Origin of the sequence: Rhizobium sp. N731, from assembly GCF_001664145.1 — a bacterium.
GTDB classification, from domain to species: Bacteria; Pseudomonadota; Alphaproteobacteria; order Rhizobiales; family Rhizobiaceae; genus Rhizobium; species Rhizobium esperanzae.
Genome location: NZ_CP013601.1, coordinates 3,224,613 through 3,238,757 on the forward strand (window position 1 = coordinate 3,224,613; position 14,145 = coordinate 3,238,757).

14 protein-coding genes are annotated in these 14,145 nt (G+C 61.8%); 3 read left to right on the top strand and 11 right to left on the bottom strand.

The window, feature by feature from the left end; translation table 11 throughout:
- Window positions 1-9 precede the first annotated feature (9 nt).
- From AMK02_RS15850 to AMK02_RS15885, 8 genes are all read right to left on the bottom strand, one after another.
- The gene (locus tag AMK02_RS15850) at window positions 10-750 is read right to left on the bottom strand and encodes a metallophosphoesterase family protein (protein WP_064804250.1); all 741 of its coding nucleotides are present in this window, start codon (window positions 748-750) and stop codon (window positions 10-12) included.
- A complete protein-coding gene (gene uraH / locus AMK02_RS15855) occupies window positions 751-1,107 on the bottom strand; it encodes a hydroxyisourate hydrolase (RefSeq protein WP_064804252.1) in 357 nt (118 codons plus the stop codon).
- Window positions 1,104-1,625: an ureidoglycolate lyase gene (locus AMK02_RS15860; RefSeq protein WP_189636974.1), complete on the bottom strand. Its 522-nt coding sequence runs from the start codon at window positions 1,623-1,625 to the stop codon at window positions 1,104-1,106. Before AMK02_RS15860 ends, uraH begins: the two co-directional genes overlap by 4 nt.
- Entirely contained in the window at window positions 1,609-1,971 is a 363-nt protein-coding gene (locus tag AMK02_RS15865; RefSeq protein WP_064804256.1) for a HepT-like ribonuclease domain-containing protein, read from the bottom strand. Before AMK02_RS15865 ends, AMK02_RS15860 begins: the two co-directional genes overlap by 17 nt.
- Window positions 1,968-2,468: a 2-oxo-4-hydroxy-4-carboxy-5-ureidoimidazoline decarboxylase gene (uraD, locus tag AMK02_RS15870; protein ID WP_064804258.1), complete on the bottom strand. Its 501-nt coding sequence runs from the start codon at window positions 2,466-2,468 to the stop codon at window positions 1,968-1,970. The genes AMK02_RS15865 and uraD overlap by 4 nt, the downstream gene beginning before the upstream one ends.
- Entirely contained in the window at window positions 2,468-3,391 is a 924-nt protein-coding gene (gene puuE / locus AMK02_RS15875) for an allantoinase PuuE (RefSeq protein ID WP_064804260.1), read from the bottom strand. Before puuE ends, uraD begins: the two co-directional genes overlap by 1 nt.
- A gap of 113 nt (window positions 3,392-3,504) precedes the next feature.
- Entirely contained in the window at window positions 3,505-4,212 is a 708-nt protein-coding gene (locus tag AMK02_RS15880; RefSeq protein WP_064804262.1) for a DUF1045 domain-containing protein, read from the bottom strand.
- Between the two features lie 114 nt (window positions 4,213-4,326).
- Entirely contained in the window at window positions 4,327-5,505 is a 1,179-nt protein-coding gene (locus AMK02_RS15885; protein ID WP_064804263.1) for an NAD(P)/FAD-dependent oxidoreductase, read from the bottom strand.
- Between AMK02_RS15885 and mnmD the strand changes: the two genes are divergently transcribed.
- Entirely contained in the window at window positions 5,504-6,232 is a 729-nt protein-coding gene (gene mnmD, locus AMK02_RS15890) for a tRNA (5-methylaminomethyl-2-thiouridine)(34)-methyltransferase MnmD (RefSeq protein WP_064804265.1), read from the top strand. The genes AMK02_RS15885 and mnmD overlap by 2 nt on opposite strands.
- Window positions 6,233-6,258: 26 nt before the next feature.
- Here the strand turns inward: mnmD and AMK02_RS15895 are convergent, their stop codons facing one another.
- Entirely contained in the window at window positions 6,259-9,678 is a 3,420-nt protein-coding gene (locus AMK02_RS15895) for a response regulator (protein WP_064804267.1), read from the bottom strand.
- Between the two features lie 337 nt (window positions 9,679-10,015).
- On the opposite strand from AMK02_RS15895, the gene AMK02_RS15900 reads away from it, so the two are divergent.
- Window positions 10,016-10,324 carry a hypothetical protein gene (locus tag AMK02_RS15900; protein ID WP_064804269.1) on the top strand — a complete coding sequence of 103 codons (309 nt, stop codon included), beginning with the start codon at window positions 10,016-10,018 and terminating at the stop codon, window positions 10,322-10,324.
- 107 nt (window positions 10,325-10,431) lie between these two features.
- Here the strand turns inward: AMK02_RS15900 and AMK02_RS15905 are convergent, their stop codons facing one another.
- Both AMK02_RS15905 and AMK02_RS15910 read right to left on the bottom strand, forming a co-directional pair.
- On the bottom strand, window positions 10,432-11,817 hold the full coding sequence (locus AMK02_RS15905; RefSeq protein ID WP_064804271.1) for an MFS transporter: 1,386 nt from the start codon (window positions 11,815-11,817) through the stop codon (window positions 10,432-10,434).
- Window positions 11,818-11,999: 182 nt separating this feature from the next.
- On the bottom strand, window positions 12,000-12,947 hold the full coding sequence (locus AMK02_RS15910) for a dihydrodipicolinate synthase family protein (protein ID WP_064804273.1): 948 nt from the start codon (window positions 12,945-12,947) through the stop codon (window positions 12,000-12,002).
- Window positions 12,948-13,109: 162 nt separating this feature from the next.
- On the opposite strand from AMK02_RS15910, the gene AMK02_RS15915 reads away from it, so the two are divergent.
- Window positions 13,110-14,138, top strand: coding sequence for a LacI family DNA-binding transcriptional regulator (locus AMK02_RS15915; RefSeq protein ID WP_064804275.1), 1,029 nt, complete (start codon window positions 13,110-13,112; stop codon window positions 14,136-14,138).
- Window positions 14,139-14,145 lie beyond the last annotated feature (7 nt).

Here is a 14,145-nt window from a genome sequence, read left to right on the forward strand (position 1 = left end):
AGGTTCGAGCTATCGCACCCAGCCTGTCGCCAGCGCGCTCGCCCAGTCGGCACGGCCCCTTTCGGCGGCCAGTGCCGACATCGCCATGTGGTCATAGGCGACGGCTCGGAACTGCCACATCCATCCGGCCGCCGTCTTTTCCAGAATGGCATAGCTCGCCAGCGGATGGCCCGCTTCGACTTTGTGATAATAGGGCAGCACGTCGTCATAGGCAGGGCAGCCGACGCTGCCGGGATTGACGATCAGCCGGCCGTCCGAGAGTCGGACGGCACGGGGAATGTGACTGTGGCCGCAGAGGATCAGCGGCAGGTCGATGCCTTCGGCGAGCGCCTCGATCGCTTCGATCGGCTTCAGGAAGACGTGCCCCTCCGGCGATACGGAGTCCAGCCAGTAGAGATTGTCGTCTTTCGGCGACGCGTGGCAGAGATAGGCCTCGCCGCGATAGACGACATCGAACGGCAGATCCCGCAGCCAATCGAGATGGGACGGCGTCAGCTGCCGGTGGGCGGCGGCATCCGAGACATGCATGGCTGCCGGATCCTGCTCGATCAGATAGCGATCATGATTGCCACGAACAGAGGTCAGCCCGAGCGGAATCAGCATATCGGCCGTCCGTCCAGCCTCCAGCGGCCCGCTGAAGAAGTCGCCAAGATTGACGACTTCCTCGATGCCCTGAGCCCGGCTGTCCGCAAGCACCGCCTCGAGCGCCATATGGTTGCCGTGAATATCAGCGATCGCAGCAAACTTCATTTAGCTGCCGCGATAGGTTGAATAGCCGTAAGGCGAAAGCAGGAGCGGTACATGGTAATGCGCCGTGACATCGGCAATGCCGAAGCGGATCGGCACCAGATCGAGGAAGGCCGGATGCGGCAACGGCGTGCCGCAGGCCCTGAGATACTCGCCGGCGTGGAAGACCAACTCGTAGGTGCCGACGTGAAAATTTTCGCCGGCAAGGATCGGGCCACCATCGACCCGGCCGTCCGCATTGGTCTCAACCGTTTTCAGATGTCTGCGAATCTCGCCGTCGAGCTGGAAAAGATCGATCCTGAGCCCCTTGGCCGGCGTGCCGAGGGCGGTGTCGAGAACATGTGTCGTCAGTCCGGTCATGGGGCTGGCTCTTTGATGACATAGGGGGTTTCGAAGAAGAATTCCTCCAGATTATTGCCAGGGCCGTCGCGGTCGACGACCAGAAAATCGGAGGTCTGGCCGAGTGCCATCAGCGGATGATGCCAGACATTGCGGCGGTAGTTCACGCCCTGGTCCCCTCGCGCGAAAAACACCTGCGGCTTTCCCGGACGTCCGCCCTCGTCCTCGGAGACAACGACGAGGAAGGGCCGGCCCGAAATCGGCGAAAAACTCTGACTGCCGAAGGGATGGCGCTCCATCATGTCGACGTCATAGGGGAAGCTGCGCGGCTGGCCGCGAAAGAGATTGATGATGACGCGCGCTCCCTCGCCCGCCGCCTCCGCCGCGGCCAGTGCATGGAAGCGCTCGGTAGTGCCGCCATTGATGAGCCGCATCGAGGCTGGATCGGCTTCGATCACCTCGCCGAAAGGGGCGAATACCGATCTGGTAAGCGGGCGGATGTCGAGAAAATCGGACAATGGTTCACTCGCCTTCGGCATGCCAGTGACGAATGGCGTCGATCTCGATGAGAAGTTCCGGCAGCGTGCGATAGGTTGCATCCCAGATGTCGGAGGCATCGAGGGCGAAGACGTCTTCCAGGATACGATTGCCCGTTCCGCAGATTTTCGTCCACGGCAGAGTGGGATGCTCGGTTGCGAATTCCGGATGGGCTACGAGCAGTCGGGACGCAGCCGCGCCTATGGTGAAGTGGCAGAAGGCGACCGCCTTGAAGGTGAGATTGTCCTCGGCGAAGGCCGCCTCATCCATTCCGCCCACGAAGTATAGCGCTTCGGCTGCCGCCTTCTGCATTTCATTGAGATAGTCGATAGCACGAGGCTCGCTCATTTGCCCTCCGGCAACATCGATGTCAGGCGCAGCAGCGCGATCCGTTCGACCTGTGTCGTGGCGGTCGCGAATTCCTCATCCCGGCCATTGCCGATCCGCAATTCGAAGGCCGAAAGGATGTCGTCCTTGTCGAGTCCTTTGACGGCGATGATGAAGGGAAAATCGTATTTTTCGACATAGGCCGCATTAAGTTCGGTGAAGCGGGCATGTTCGGCCGGGCTCAGCCGATCGAGACCGGCGCCGGCCTGCTCCTTCCGGCTGTCTTCCGTGAGTTCACCCGCTATCGCCAGACGCCCGGCAAGATCGGGATGGGCACGCAACACGCCGAGACGCTCCTCACGGCTTGCCGCACGGAAGGCGGCGGTGAGCGCTGCATGCACAGCTGATGCCGTCAGCGGCTCCGTCACGCTGCCCGCATCATAGGCGCGTTCGGCAATGAAAGGCGAATGTTCGAAGACGCCGCCGAAGCGGGAAACGAAATCCTCACGCGACAGCATTAGAGCGCATCCGGCCGATGATGCTTGTGCCAGTGCTCGGCGATCTCGATGCGGCGCGGAATCCAGACCTTGTCATGCTTCAGTACATATTCGATGAAGCGCTTCAGAGCGGCTGCCCGGCCCGGACGCCCGACGAGACGGCAGTGCAGGCCGACCGACATCATCTTCGGGCTGCCGTCCTTGCCTTCCTGATAAAGCGTGTCGAAAGCATCCTTGAGATAGGTAAAGAACTGGTCGCCGGCATTGAAACCCTGCGGCGTGGCGAAACGCATGTCATTGGTTTCGAGCGTATAGGGGATGATCAAAAAGGGCTTCCCGTCGACGCCTTTCACCCAGTAGGGCAGGTCGTCGGCGTAGGAATCGGAGGAATAAAGGAAACCGCCCTCTTCCTGCACCAGTCGCAGCGTGTTGTCGGAAGGTTTGCCCTGATACATCCCGTAGGGCCGTTCGCCGGTGAGTTCGGTATGCAGGCGCACGGCTTCGAGAATGTGCTTGCGCTCCAGATCCTCGGGGAAATCCTTGTATTCCAGCCAGCGATAACCGTGGCTGGCGATCTCCCAACCGGCCTCCTTCATGGCGGCGACGGCTTCGGGATTGCGCGCCATCGCCAGCGTCACGCCGTAGACGGTCGCCTGCACCTTGAGACCGGTGAACATCCGCCAGAGCCGCCAGAAGCCGGCGCGCGAACCATATTCGTAGATCGATTCCATGTTGAGATTGCGCTGCCCCGGCCAGGCGGCCGCGCCGACGATCTCCGACAGCAGGTTTTCGGACGCCGGATCGCCTTCGAGGATGCAGCTTTCGCCGCCCTCCTCGTAATTGATGACGAACTGCACGGCGACGCGCGCGTCGCCCGGCCACTTCGGATCGGGCGTCTGACGCCCGTAGCCGACGAGATTGCGCGGGTAGGTCTCGGATACCATCAAATCACCTTCTGAAAGACGAAGGAACGGTATCATCCGCAGCCGGAATGTCGAGACGGAAACTGCACAGCAGGATTTCTCTTTTCGACACAACCACTTAGATCGACATCTGCTCAGGCGATCCTGCGCGCGCTGACCTTGCCCATCGGGTGGAGCGAGTGAACGCGGAAGGGACCGCCAGTGCCCTCCTCGATCATCAAAGCCACATTCGAAACCATCACCGGCTCCCTCAGGACGGCCTCGAAGATCGTTCCCAGCACTGGCTCGATGCGGGACATATCGATCGCGTTGATGGGGCCTGTCACTGGCATATGGAAGCGGAACTCCTCCATCACGTAAGGATTGCCCCAACGATGCAGATTGGCGAATTGCGCCGCCGACAACCCATCGGGATCGCTTCGTTCGATATCGGCCTCACTCAGCGGCGCCCGGAAACGATCGAACTCCTGAACGATCGCCGAAGCCAGATACTGGATCTGCTCACAGGGGGCGCTCGGCATCAGGCTGTAGAAATTGCCGAGCCGGGCGATTTCGAGACGTGGAATCTGGAAAGGGGCGTATGTCCCGGCAAACCGCATGAGATCGCGCAAGAGTTGCGACTCGGATGCGTCGGCGGACAGGTGAAAAGGCGCCTTCAAAACACCGTGAAAACCATAGCGCCGCGGTACGGCGGTATAAAAGGCGATCTCATGGATGCCGAGGCCGCGGACGGCCGGAGGCTCCACCATATCGCCCGAAAACACGTTTCGGCCAAGCCAATTGGCGGCCATGAGCGACAGGGGATCGCTCGCCGGAGGCGTGAAGCAAATGGCATAGCGCATGCAATTTCCTCCATCAAGGAAGTGAGCACCGGTAAAATCCGGTGCTGCCGATGCGCAAGCAGATAGGTGATTTGCATGACAGAATAACGAAAGGCAGCTGTATCTAATTCACGTTTAACGTGAAGCGACCGCGATGTGGCTTAAAATCGCGAAGCTTTCCGGCAGCGGAAATTGGCAATCTCTATCGCCTGCGATACAAACCGCAGCCTCCGCCAGCCGGTGAGCCAGCCCGAAGCTGACCTTGAAACCGCCGGTCAGCGCGATCAGTCGGGGATGGATGGGGTGGCGGCCGATCATTGGATCGCGGTCGATGGCTTTTGGGCGAAGCCCCGCCCAACGTTCGATGACAGGGGCGCTGCGGAGCGCCGGCACGATCGCCCGCGCCGCCTCGATCAACGCGTCGAGCTGGGCATCGGTCGAGAGGGGGTCGTCGAAACGGTTTTCGCTGGTGCTGCCGATCGCCGCATGCCCGCCCTCATGCGCGACGACATAGAGTCCATCGAGGAAGATCGTCGGTAACGCCGGGTCGACATCTGCTTTCAACAGCGCCGCCTGCCCTTTCACCGGCTGGCCGAGCGGCTGCTTCAAGCCCGGCGTCAGCCCCTGCAGCACGGGAAAGGACCGATAGCCGGCGGCCAGGATGCAGCGGCCGAACGTGATGATTTCGCCGCCGATCTCGGCCGTCCCGCGATCGGGATTGAGATCGGCGACAACGGCATTTTCCATGATGCGCACCTGCCTTGCCCGCCGCAGGAAGGCGACCAGCGCTGAGATCAACGAGCGGGGCGCAACACGGGCGGCGAGCGTATCGTGCACGAAACCGCTCTCGCCGGCAGAGGCCTCGACCCAGCCCTCGACATCCGGCCTGTCGAGCACATGCCAGTGGAAGCGGCGCTCGCCAGCCCGCCAGTGGCGCTCGGCATCTTCGGAATGGCCGCGGGCGATGCGGTTGAGATGCGGTTTCGGCAACGGGATCAGCCGCCCGGACCTGTTGTAGCCGGCCGAAAGCCCGGTTTCGGCTTCCAGCGCGGTGATTTCGGTTTCGAGCGAGACCAGCGCATCGAACTGGAATTGCTTTTTCTCCGACCACCGGTCCGGCATATGCGGCATCAGCGCGCCGAGCAGGCCGCCGCTCGCGCCTCCGCCCAATCTACCGGCGTCGGCGAGGATGGTGCTCATACCGCAGCGTTCGGCATGAACGGCCGCCCAGAGACCCATGATGCCGCCGCCGACGATCAGCAAGTCGCAAGAAGATTGACCGGACGCCGGTGCAGGACTATCGGCTTTTTCCATGAGAGACGTGAACCCCGATCAGATTGGCGCGGGCGCGCCGCAGCCGCTCGAATGGCGCGACGGCGATATGCCCTATTCCACCGCCTTTGGCGATCATTTTTATTGCCAGACCGATGGCCGTCTGGAATGCGGCCATGTCTTCCTCGCCGGCAACGGCCTGCCGGAGCGTTGGAACGGCCGGCGGGCTTTTGTCATCGGCGAACTTGGCTTCGGCACCGGCTTGAACTTCGCCGAGACCTGGCGGCAATGGAAGCTTCACCGTGAACACGGCCAGCACCTTCATTTCATCTCCTTCGAACTTCATCCGATGCGCGGCGAAGAGATCGGCCGGGCGCTCTCGCACTGGCCGGAGATCGATGTGGAACGCGAGGCGCTGACGGCGGCCTGGCCGCAAACGCCTGCCGGAACCGTCTCGCTCGATCTCGATGCCCAGACGCGGCTCAGCGTCGTCTGCAGCGCGGCACTCGACGGCGTCGCCGCGGCAAAACCCGGCTTCGACGCCTGGTATCTCGACGGTTTCGCGCCCTCGCGCAACGGCGACATGTGGTCGGAAGAGCTGATGCGTGAGGTTAACGAAAAGACCGTGGCCGGCGGCACCTTCGCAACTTACGCCGCGGCCGGCTTCGTGCGACGCAACCTCATCGCCGCCGGCTTTGCCGTGGAACGCCGCACGGGCTTCGCCGGCAAGCGCGAAATGCTCTGCGGCACCAAGGTGCCCGCCCGATAAATCCTGCGACTGCCATTTGATGGCGATCAGTAGCTGGTGCGCTCCGGCTGCAGTTCATCCTTGCCGAGCCATAGCCGGATCTTCTCCTCCAGAAGTTCCGGGCTGATCGGCTTCGACATGTAATCGTCCATGCCGGCGTCGAGGCAGGCTTCGCGGTCGCTTTCGAGCGCATGGGCGGTGACGCCGATGATCGGCACCCGGTGGCCCTGCCCCTTTTCCCTCTCGCGGATCGTCCGGGTCGCTTCATGGCCGTTCATGACGGGCATCGAGACGTCCATCATGATGATGCGCGGCGTGTGGCTTTCCCAGGCGGCGACCGCCTCCTGCCCATTGTTGACGACCAGGAAGGAAAGCCCCGTCGACTGCAGGATCTGGGTAAACACGATCTGGTTGACCTCGTTGTCTTCGGCAACCAGCACATCGACGAATTCGGCCGCCCGCTTTTGCGGCTCGGGTGCAGTTGCAAGCGCAGGCGCCGGCACGGCCGCTTCCGCCCGCAGCCGGGCGATCTCGGCTTCCGAGGCCTGTTTGACGCGGCGGGCGCGGACGACCTCGACGACAGTGTTGCGCAGCACGTTGGCGCGTGCCGGCTTCATCAGATGCGCATGGCCGTTCAGCGCCGCGAATTCCTTTTCCGTGCCCGAAATATCCATCGAGGTGAGGAAGATGATCGGCAGCTCGACGAAGCGGGGATCGGCGCGCAGCCGGCGCGCGACGTCGGCGCCGTTCATGTCGGGCATGTGATAATCGAGCACGACGGCATCGACGGTGATACCGAGATCGGCCGCTGCCTCGAGGATTGCAAGACCGGTGCCGCCACCCTCGGCAGCCACCCCGTCGAAGCCCCAGAGTGAAAGCTGCTCGGTCAGGATGCGTCGGTTCACTTCATTGTCGTCGACGACGAGGATGCGCGCGCCCTGCACATTGATCGGCAGCGGCTTCGGTTCGAGGCGGGCGGCCGCCACCGCAAAAGGCAGGTTGACGGTGAAGACCGAGCCCCTGCCCCATTCGCTCTCGACATTGATATAGCCGCCGAAGAGATCGACGAGGCCGGCAGTGATCGCAAGGCCGAGCCCCGTTCCCTCATGCCGGCGGGTCGACGAGGTGTCGACCTGCGAAAACTTGTCGAAGACCGAGTCGAGCTTTTCTTGGGGAATGCCAATACCGGTATCCTCGATGCGGATGATCGCCATGATCTCCCCGCCAGCGATCGTCTCGAAGCCGACATCGACGAAGACATGGCCGCGCTCGGTGAACTTGACGGCGTTGCCGACGAGATTGGTGACGATCTGGCGGAAACGCCCGGCGTCTCCGATCACCGCGGCCGGCAGGTCTGGTGCTGCCCGCACCAGGAGCTCGATATTCTTCTCGGCGGCATGCGAGGAGAGGAGCGTCGCCACATCCTCCACCGCTTCGGTGATATCGAAGGCGGCTTTGCGCAGTTTCATCTGCCCGGCATCGATCTTCGAGAAATCGAGGATGTCGTTGATAATCGTCAGCAGCGCATTGCCTGACTTGACGATGATATCGATGAAGGTCTTCTGGCGCGTGTCGAGATTGGTCTTGGCCAGCAGCTCCGCCATGCCGAGCACACCGTTCATCGGCGTGCGGATTTCGTGGCTCATATTGGCGAGGAATTCGGACTTGGCGCGGTCGGCGGCTTCGGCGCGCGAGAGGAGCTGGCGCAGTTCCTCCTCGCGGCTCTTGAGTTCGGTGACGTCGGTGAACAGCGCCACCCAATGCTGTCCCCGGCTGACCGTCGCATCCATATTCACCCAGCGCTCGCCGCCGACATGGAAGACGGTGGAAATCGGCTGCCTGGCCGCGATATTCGCCCGCCACTCCTGCAGGATCTCATCCGCCGCATCGTGGAAATCGCCGCGCGCCGCGCAGAATTCGAACATGCCGAGCCAGCCCTGGCCGGCCTCGATATAGTGCGGCGGGATCTGTAGGATGTCGGCTATCGCCTCGTTGGACATCTTGATGATGCCGTCCTGGACGATGGCAAGACCCTGCGACATGGCGTGCGTCGCGTCGCGCATCATTTCGCCGAGCCGTTCGAGGGCTGCGCGCGTCTCGTGGATTTCCTTTTCCCGGTCGCGCACCGCCGAAATATCGGCATAGGTCAGCAGGATGCGGTCGTTGGAGATGCGGCGGCTGTCGAAGATCACGGATTTGCCGCCCGCCCAGCCAAGCTCGATCGGCTCGGGCTCTTCGGCTTCGAACAGATGTTTGCGGAAGGCGTAGATCTCTTCCGGCGTCTGCGTCCCGTCGTAGCGGCCGAGCTCGTCATTACGGCGGATGACGTCGATGAACGGGCGGCCGTCGAAGCGATCGTCGAGCGGCAGTTCCCAGATGCTGTAGAATTCGTCGTTGACGTAGAGAATCTGGTGGTCGTTATCGAGGATCAGCACGCCGATCGGCAGCGAACGCAGAATGCTCTCGATGTCCCGATGCAGTATTTCTTGCTGCTTGCGCGATTCAATCAGCGCCTTTTCGCGTTCCTTGAGCGGTGAGATGTCAGAAAAGGAGCCGACGACATAGGTTCGCCCATCCGCCGTCATGACACGGTTGACGCGCGAGATGACGGGATAAACATGGCCGCTATTGCTCGGCATCTCGCTCTCGAGCTCCACCGAAATGCCGTCCCTGAGCGCCAGCAGGTTTTCCTGGTAGATCGCCTCAGCACCTTCCGGCCCGAACATTTCGTGTTCGGTCATTCCCAGGTACTCGGAGCGGGCGCGGCCGCTGAAGGTCTCATAATATTTGTTGGCATAGACCAGGCGGTGCTTGTCGTCGCGAACGAAAACCGCCACCGGCAGGTCCTCCAGGACGGTGCGGAGAACGTCGAGTTCGTTGACGCTCTCTCCCCAGGCCGATTCGCCGGCGGCCACGGGCGTCGCGCCGTTGCGATAGGCTGCGTTGACGACCAGCGGGCGTCCGTCCGCCGCAAAGATGCCGATCGGATGACTGAGATTTTCCAGCGCCTCGCGCACCTGGGCGAGGTCGGCGGCATTTCCGGAATCGTTTACAGTCCTGGAGCTACCGCCAATCTCGGGGTTGCCGGCAATCCCCCCAAGAGCAACGGCACGGCGTTCGCGGGCTTCGAAGATGCCGAGCACATAAATCCGCTCCGGCGACGGCGAGAAGCTTTCGATCTGGATGCGCTGGTGGCCAAGGCCCTCGGCATCGTAACAGATGGCGTTTTCCTCGGTGCCGAACACCAGCGCGCGGCGCTCCTTGTCCTCGCGGTCCTCTTCCTCGGGGCGGTCGAAGAGTTCACGGCTGCGCCTGCCGATGAAATCGGAAATCTCGCGGCCGAGGAAATCGGCATAGGCCCCGTTGACGGCGATATAGCGCAGCTCGCTGTTCTTGACATAGGCCGGGGTGTCCAGATCTGCGATCCGGCGGCAAGCCAATTCCAGAATGTCCCCGGCTGATTTCAAGAAATTGTCGCTCCCGCAATGAATGGAATATCAGCGACAAAGACTATAACGCCAAGGCTTTTAACAAGGTTTTAACCATAAATTTCAGCAGACGAAATTTGCAAGCCAGATCGATGAGCTGAAGTATCTTCGTTTGGCGGTCCGGACTCGCAGGAGACAAGATGTCGCCATCGGCTGCGCCCCACAACGCGCGATCAATGCCTTGCCGCCTTGTGATCCGTTGAAATCATGACGAAAATTTAATGCGTGCCGCCTTTGTGCAGCCATCGCTCCGCCGCGATCCGGGCGGAGTCTGGCCATGGCTTTATAGAAGCCAGTCTAAATCAAGGAAAATACCATGTCCGTTCTTCATAAGACCATGGCGACGGGCCTGATCGCGCTGACCTTTGCCGGCGCCTCGCTCGCCACCGCCACCACCGCCGATGCCCATCCGCGCGATGCCTTCTGGGGCGGCCTCGCCGCCGGCGTCGTCGGCGGCGCCCTGCTGTCGGAAGCCGCTCGCCCCGCCTATCCGGTCTATCCGGCCTACCCTGTCGATCGCCCTTATCCCGTCTACCGAACCTATTACCGGCCGCATTACTGCCATATCGAATGGCGGTACGATCGCTGGGGCGAGCCCTATCGCGTCAAGGTATGCCCGGAATAGAGCAATCCACACCCGGCGCCGCTTGACCTCCCGGCGGCGCTAGCCAACAAGCTGATCTGGCGGGCGTTCGCCTGCCAGATCGATTGCTTCCACCAGAGCTGCATCCGTTACGGAGAAAGCTCCTCCAGAACGCGGCCCTTGGTTTCCACGGCAAACAGCATCGTCACGATCGCCCCGACGATCAGAATGGCTGCGAAACTCGCGAACACATATTGGATGCCCAGCGAAGACATCAGCGTGCCGACGATGATCGGGCCGGTCGACGAGCCCAGGCGAAGCCAGGCGCTGCCGGTTCCTGTTCCGAGCGCCCTGAGACGCGTCGGGTAGATTTCCGCCGAATAGAGATAGAGCGAGAAGGTGACGGTCTGGACGATGGCATAGGCAAGACCGCCAAGCACCAGAACCTGAATGGCGGAGGTTGCGCCTAGCCATGCGAGGGTCAGAAGGGGCAGCGGAGCCAGAAGCAGTGCGCCGGTGTACCAGCGCTTGCGTCCCACCTTGTCGATGAGCAGCGCGCAGATGACGGCAGCGATCACGCCTCCCAGTGACGTCAGGAACCCATAGAAAATGCTAGTCTGCAGCGGAAGGTTGAAGACCTGCCGATAGAGCGTCGGCAGCCAGGTGATCGTGCCGTTGGCGACCGTATAGGCGGTGAACCACATGGCCCAGATGGAAAGCGTCCGCTTCAGATAGATGCCCTGGAACAGCTCCCGCCAGTCGGATGTACGGCGGACCGGCGCCTGGACCCGCTTCGGCTCGGGCAGCTCCTTGCCGGCTGCGCGTGCACTCTCTTCCATACGGGTGACGATCGCGTCGGCTTCCTGGTAGCGACCGTTTGCGGCCAGCCAGCGCGGTGACTCCTTCAGGAACCAGCGCAACGGGATCATCAGGATTGCGGGAACGAGGCCGACGACGAACATCGCCTTCCAGCCGTAGACCGGCACCATGAAGTAGCCGATCAGCCCGGCGCCGACCAGGCCGAGCAGGAACATGACCTCGTAGAGAAGGAAGAATTTGCCGCGCCCCTTCGATCCGATCAGCTCATTGATATAGGCGCTGGCGACAGGCACCTCGCCGCCCGTGCCGATCCCCTGGACGAACCGGAAGGCCATCATCATGCCGGCGCCGGCGGCAAACAGGCAGGCGACGTCCATGCTGACGAAGAGCAGGATCGTGAACAGAAGAACTTTCAGCCGGCCGATCTTCTCGGCGAGCCAACCGAATAGGACGGCGCCAATCAATTGGCCGAGATAGCCCATCGACAGGATCATGCCGGTCTGTGAGGGGCTGAGCCCCCACTCGCGCACCAGCACAGGCATGGCATAAGCGATAGCGATCACCGTATAGCCGTCGAAAAACGTGGCTGCACCGATGATATTGCGCGCCCAGAAGACCTCGCGGGTGATGGGAAGACGCTCCAGGCGAGCGCTGATTTCGGCCTGTTGATCAGCGGCATTCGCCGCCTCGGCCGGCATAGGCTGCATGACATTCATTGGTTCCTCCTTCTCGCCCCGTGGCTACCACTCTCCCGGCCAGGGGCGCTTCTGTTCGATGTTTATTGCTGCGTGTCAGCTTGTCCTGTCAGTACCATGGGCTTCAAAAGGAGATGCCGTCCACGGCTTCTCCTTCCCATCGCAATGACGCTCCTGCGCCATGCGCAGAAGCGTCGAATGCATCACTCGGCAGCCAGAAGCTGGTCGACGCGGCCAATACCGGCGGCATCGAAGGCGGCAAAAATTTCCGCTTCGGCCCTTTCGCCGAGATTCTTCAGCGGCTCGCGGATCGTCGCATGGTCGAGAATACCGCGATGCACGAGGCCGAGTTTGAGCGCCACGGTGCCTTCCATGTGTGAGCCGCGGTGATAGACGGCCCGCGTCACCGGCAGAAGGCGTTCGAAAATCTTGCGCGCCTCCGGATAGTTCTGCGCCTTGCCTGCCTTGATCAAGTCGATCAGCAGTTCCGGCGCGATATTGCCGTAGCCGACCAGCAGGCCGTCGACGTCGAACATGGTCGGCAGCAGCCATTCGTCGTGGCAGCTCAGAATCTGAAGATCGGGGTTGGCCTTCTTCAGTTCCGGAATTTCGACGTACCAACGCTTCATATTGCGCACGCCGTTCTTGGTGGCGACGACGCCTTCCTGCGTGGCGATGGCCACCTGCGTATCGAGATCGTAGGATGCCTTGGTGGCGTCCGGATACTGGAACAGGATGCACTGCAGGCCGGATTCCTGCCAGATCGCCTTGTAGCGATCCTGAGGCGCGCCCTTCTGAAAGCCGAAGCGCAGCCAGCCATGGTTTGGATAGACCAGTGCACCAGTGGCGCCGGCAGCCTTGCACCTTTTCGCCTCTTCCGCAGCAACCTTGGTACCCTCGCCGGTGATCCCGGCAATGATCGGCACGGCGCCGTCGACCGCCTCGACGTAAGTACGGATAAGAGCGAGCCTCTCCTCCTCGGTAAGGAAAGTGCCCTCGCCGGCATGGCCGAGAATGACGAGGCTTTTGACCCCTTCCATCGAAACCAGCCATTTGGCGATCTTTGCGTTGGCCTTGTGATCGACTTCGCCGTCGCGGGTGAAAGCGGTAACAGGCGCCGGGCTTAGCCCGCGCAGATCCATTGGTTGCATCTTGATCTCCTCCTTTGCGATCGCTGTTCATTCACGATCAGCGACGGGATCGTTATTGGGAACGTTCCCACTATCGTTCTCGAATTATCTGGAGTCAATTCTTTTTTTAGTGCATGTTCGCATACGGCGCCGGACTGCCGCGACTCGAATGGAAAAGCTTCAATGAATTCAAAGGCGGACGAAACTCCCGGACAAAGCCGCGTCACCATTCTTGACGTGGCTGCCGCAGCCGGCGTTTCCAAATCCACCGTATCCCGCATCCTGGACGAGCGGCTTCCCCGCTCCGACAGCGAGACCGCCCGGCGCGTTCGCAAGGTGGCTGAAGAGCTTGGCTACGTCAGGGACGTTTCGGCAGCGAGCCTCAGGCGCGGCAACACCATGACGGTCGGCGTGATCGTGCCGAGGCTGACGGATACGGTCATGGCCATGCTTTACGAAGCGCTGGCGAAAGCCTGCAGCCGTACCGGCCGCTTCGCTATCGTCGCCACCACCGACGACAAGCCGAAGGCCGACCGGCTTGCCGCCGAGTCTCTGCTGAGACGCGGCGTCGATGGACTGATCCTTTCCACGGCGCGGGAAGATGACGACTTTCCGGACGAGCTGGCGAGACGTGGTGTTCCCTATGTGCTGGCGCTGCGAACCGACGGCCACAGCCTCTCCTCCGTCGGCGATGACAGGCTGGGCGGCTACCTCGCGGCGCGCCACCTGCTCGACCTCGGCCATCGCAGGATTGGCGTCATTGCCGGCCCGTCTTATGCCTCCAGTTCGCGAGGTCGCGTGGAGGGTTTCAGCCAAGCACTCAAAGAAGCGGGACTGGCTGTGGATCCCTCCTGTATCATCCCCTCGACATTCGGCATCGAGTCCGGCGCCGTCGCCGTCGAGACGCTGATGAACCTCAGCCCACGCCCCACCGCTATTTTTGCCGTCAACGACAATACCGCCATCGGCGCCTTGTCGGGGTTGACCAAACTTGGCCTTTCCATACCGCAGGATATCTCGATCGTCGGTTACAACGACATTCCGATCGTCAGCCACCTTCCTACGCCGCTCACGACGTTGCGCGTCCCGTTCGAGCAGATCGCTGCAAATGCCCTTGATCTCCTTGCGGGTGATGGCGGTTCCGTCGACGACCGCATCCGGATTTCGGCTCCGACACTCATTCCCAGGAAATCGACAGCGCCGCTGCGCTGAAAGATCG

What these genes read in the sequence shown, in the direction of transcription:
- AMK02_RS15865 (WP_064804256.1), bottom strand. Translation starts at nt 1,971, where the DNA reads ATGAGCGAGCCTCGTGCTATCGACTATCTCAATGAAATGCAGAAGGCG.
- AMK02_RS15880 (WP_064804262.1), bottom strand. Translation starts at nt 4,212, where the DNA reads ATGCGCTATGCCATTTGCTTCACGCCTCCGGCGAGCGATCCCCTGTCG.
- puuE (WP_064804260.1), bottom strand. Translation starts at nt 3,391, where the DNA reads ATGGTATCCGAGACCTACCCGCGCAATCTCGTCGGCTACGGGCGTCAG.
- AMK02_RS15900 (WP_064804269.1), top strand. Translation starts at nt 10,016, where the DNA reads ATGTCCGTTCTTCATAAGACCATGGCGACGGGCCTGATCGCGCTGACC.
- AMK02_RS15850 (WP_064804250.1), bottom strand. Translation starts at nt 750, where the DNA reads ATGAAGTTTGCTGCGATCGCTGATATTCACGGCAACCATATGGCGCTC.
- AMK02_RS15905 (WP_064804271.1), bottom strand. Translation starts at nt 11,817, where the DNA reads ATGAATGTCATGCAGCCTATGCCGGCCGAGGCGGCGAATGCCGCTGAT.
- AMK02_RS15860 (WP_189636974.1), bottom strand. Translation starts at nt 1,625, where the DNA reads ATGCCGAAGGCGAGTGAACCATTGTCCGATTTTCTCGACATCCGCCCG.
- AMK02_RS15910 (WP_064804273.1), bottom strand. Translation starts at nt 12,947, where the DNA reads ATGCAACCAATGGATCTGCGCGGGCTAAGCCCGGCGCCTGTTACCGCT.
- mnmD (WP_064804265.1), top strand. Translation starts at nt 5,504, where the DNA reads ATGAGAGACGTGAACCCCGATCAGATTGGCGCGGGCGCGCCGCAGCCG.
- uraD (WP_064804258.1), bottom strand. Translation starts at nt 2,468, where the DNA reads ATGCTGTCGCGTGAGGATTTCGTTTCCCGCTTCGGCGGCGTCTTCGAA.
- uraH (WP_064804252.1), bottom strand. Translation starts at nt 1,107, where the DNA reads ATGACCGGACTGACGACACATGTTCTCGACACCGCCCTCGGCACGCCG.
- AMK02_RS15915 (WP_064804275.1), top strand. Translation starts at nt 13,110, where the DNA reads ATGAATTCAAAGGCGGACGAAACTCCCGGACAAAGCCGCGTCACCATT.
- AMK02_RS15885 (WP_064804263.1), bottom strand. Translation starts at nt 5,505, where the DNA reads ATGGAAAAAGCCGATAGTCCTGCACCGGCGTCCGGTCAATCTTCTTGC.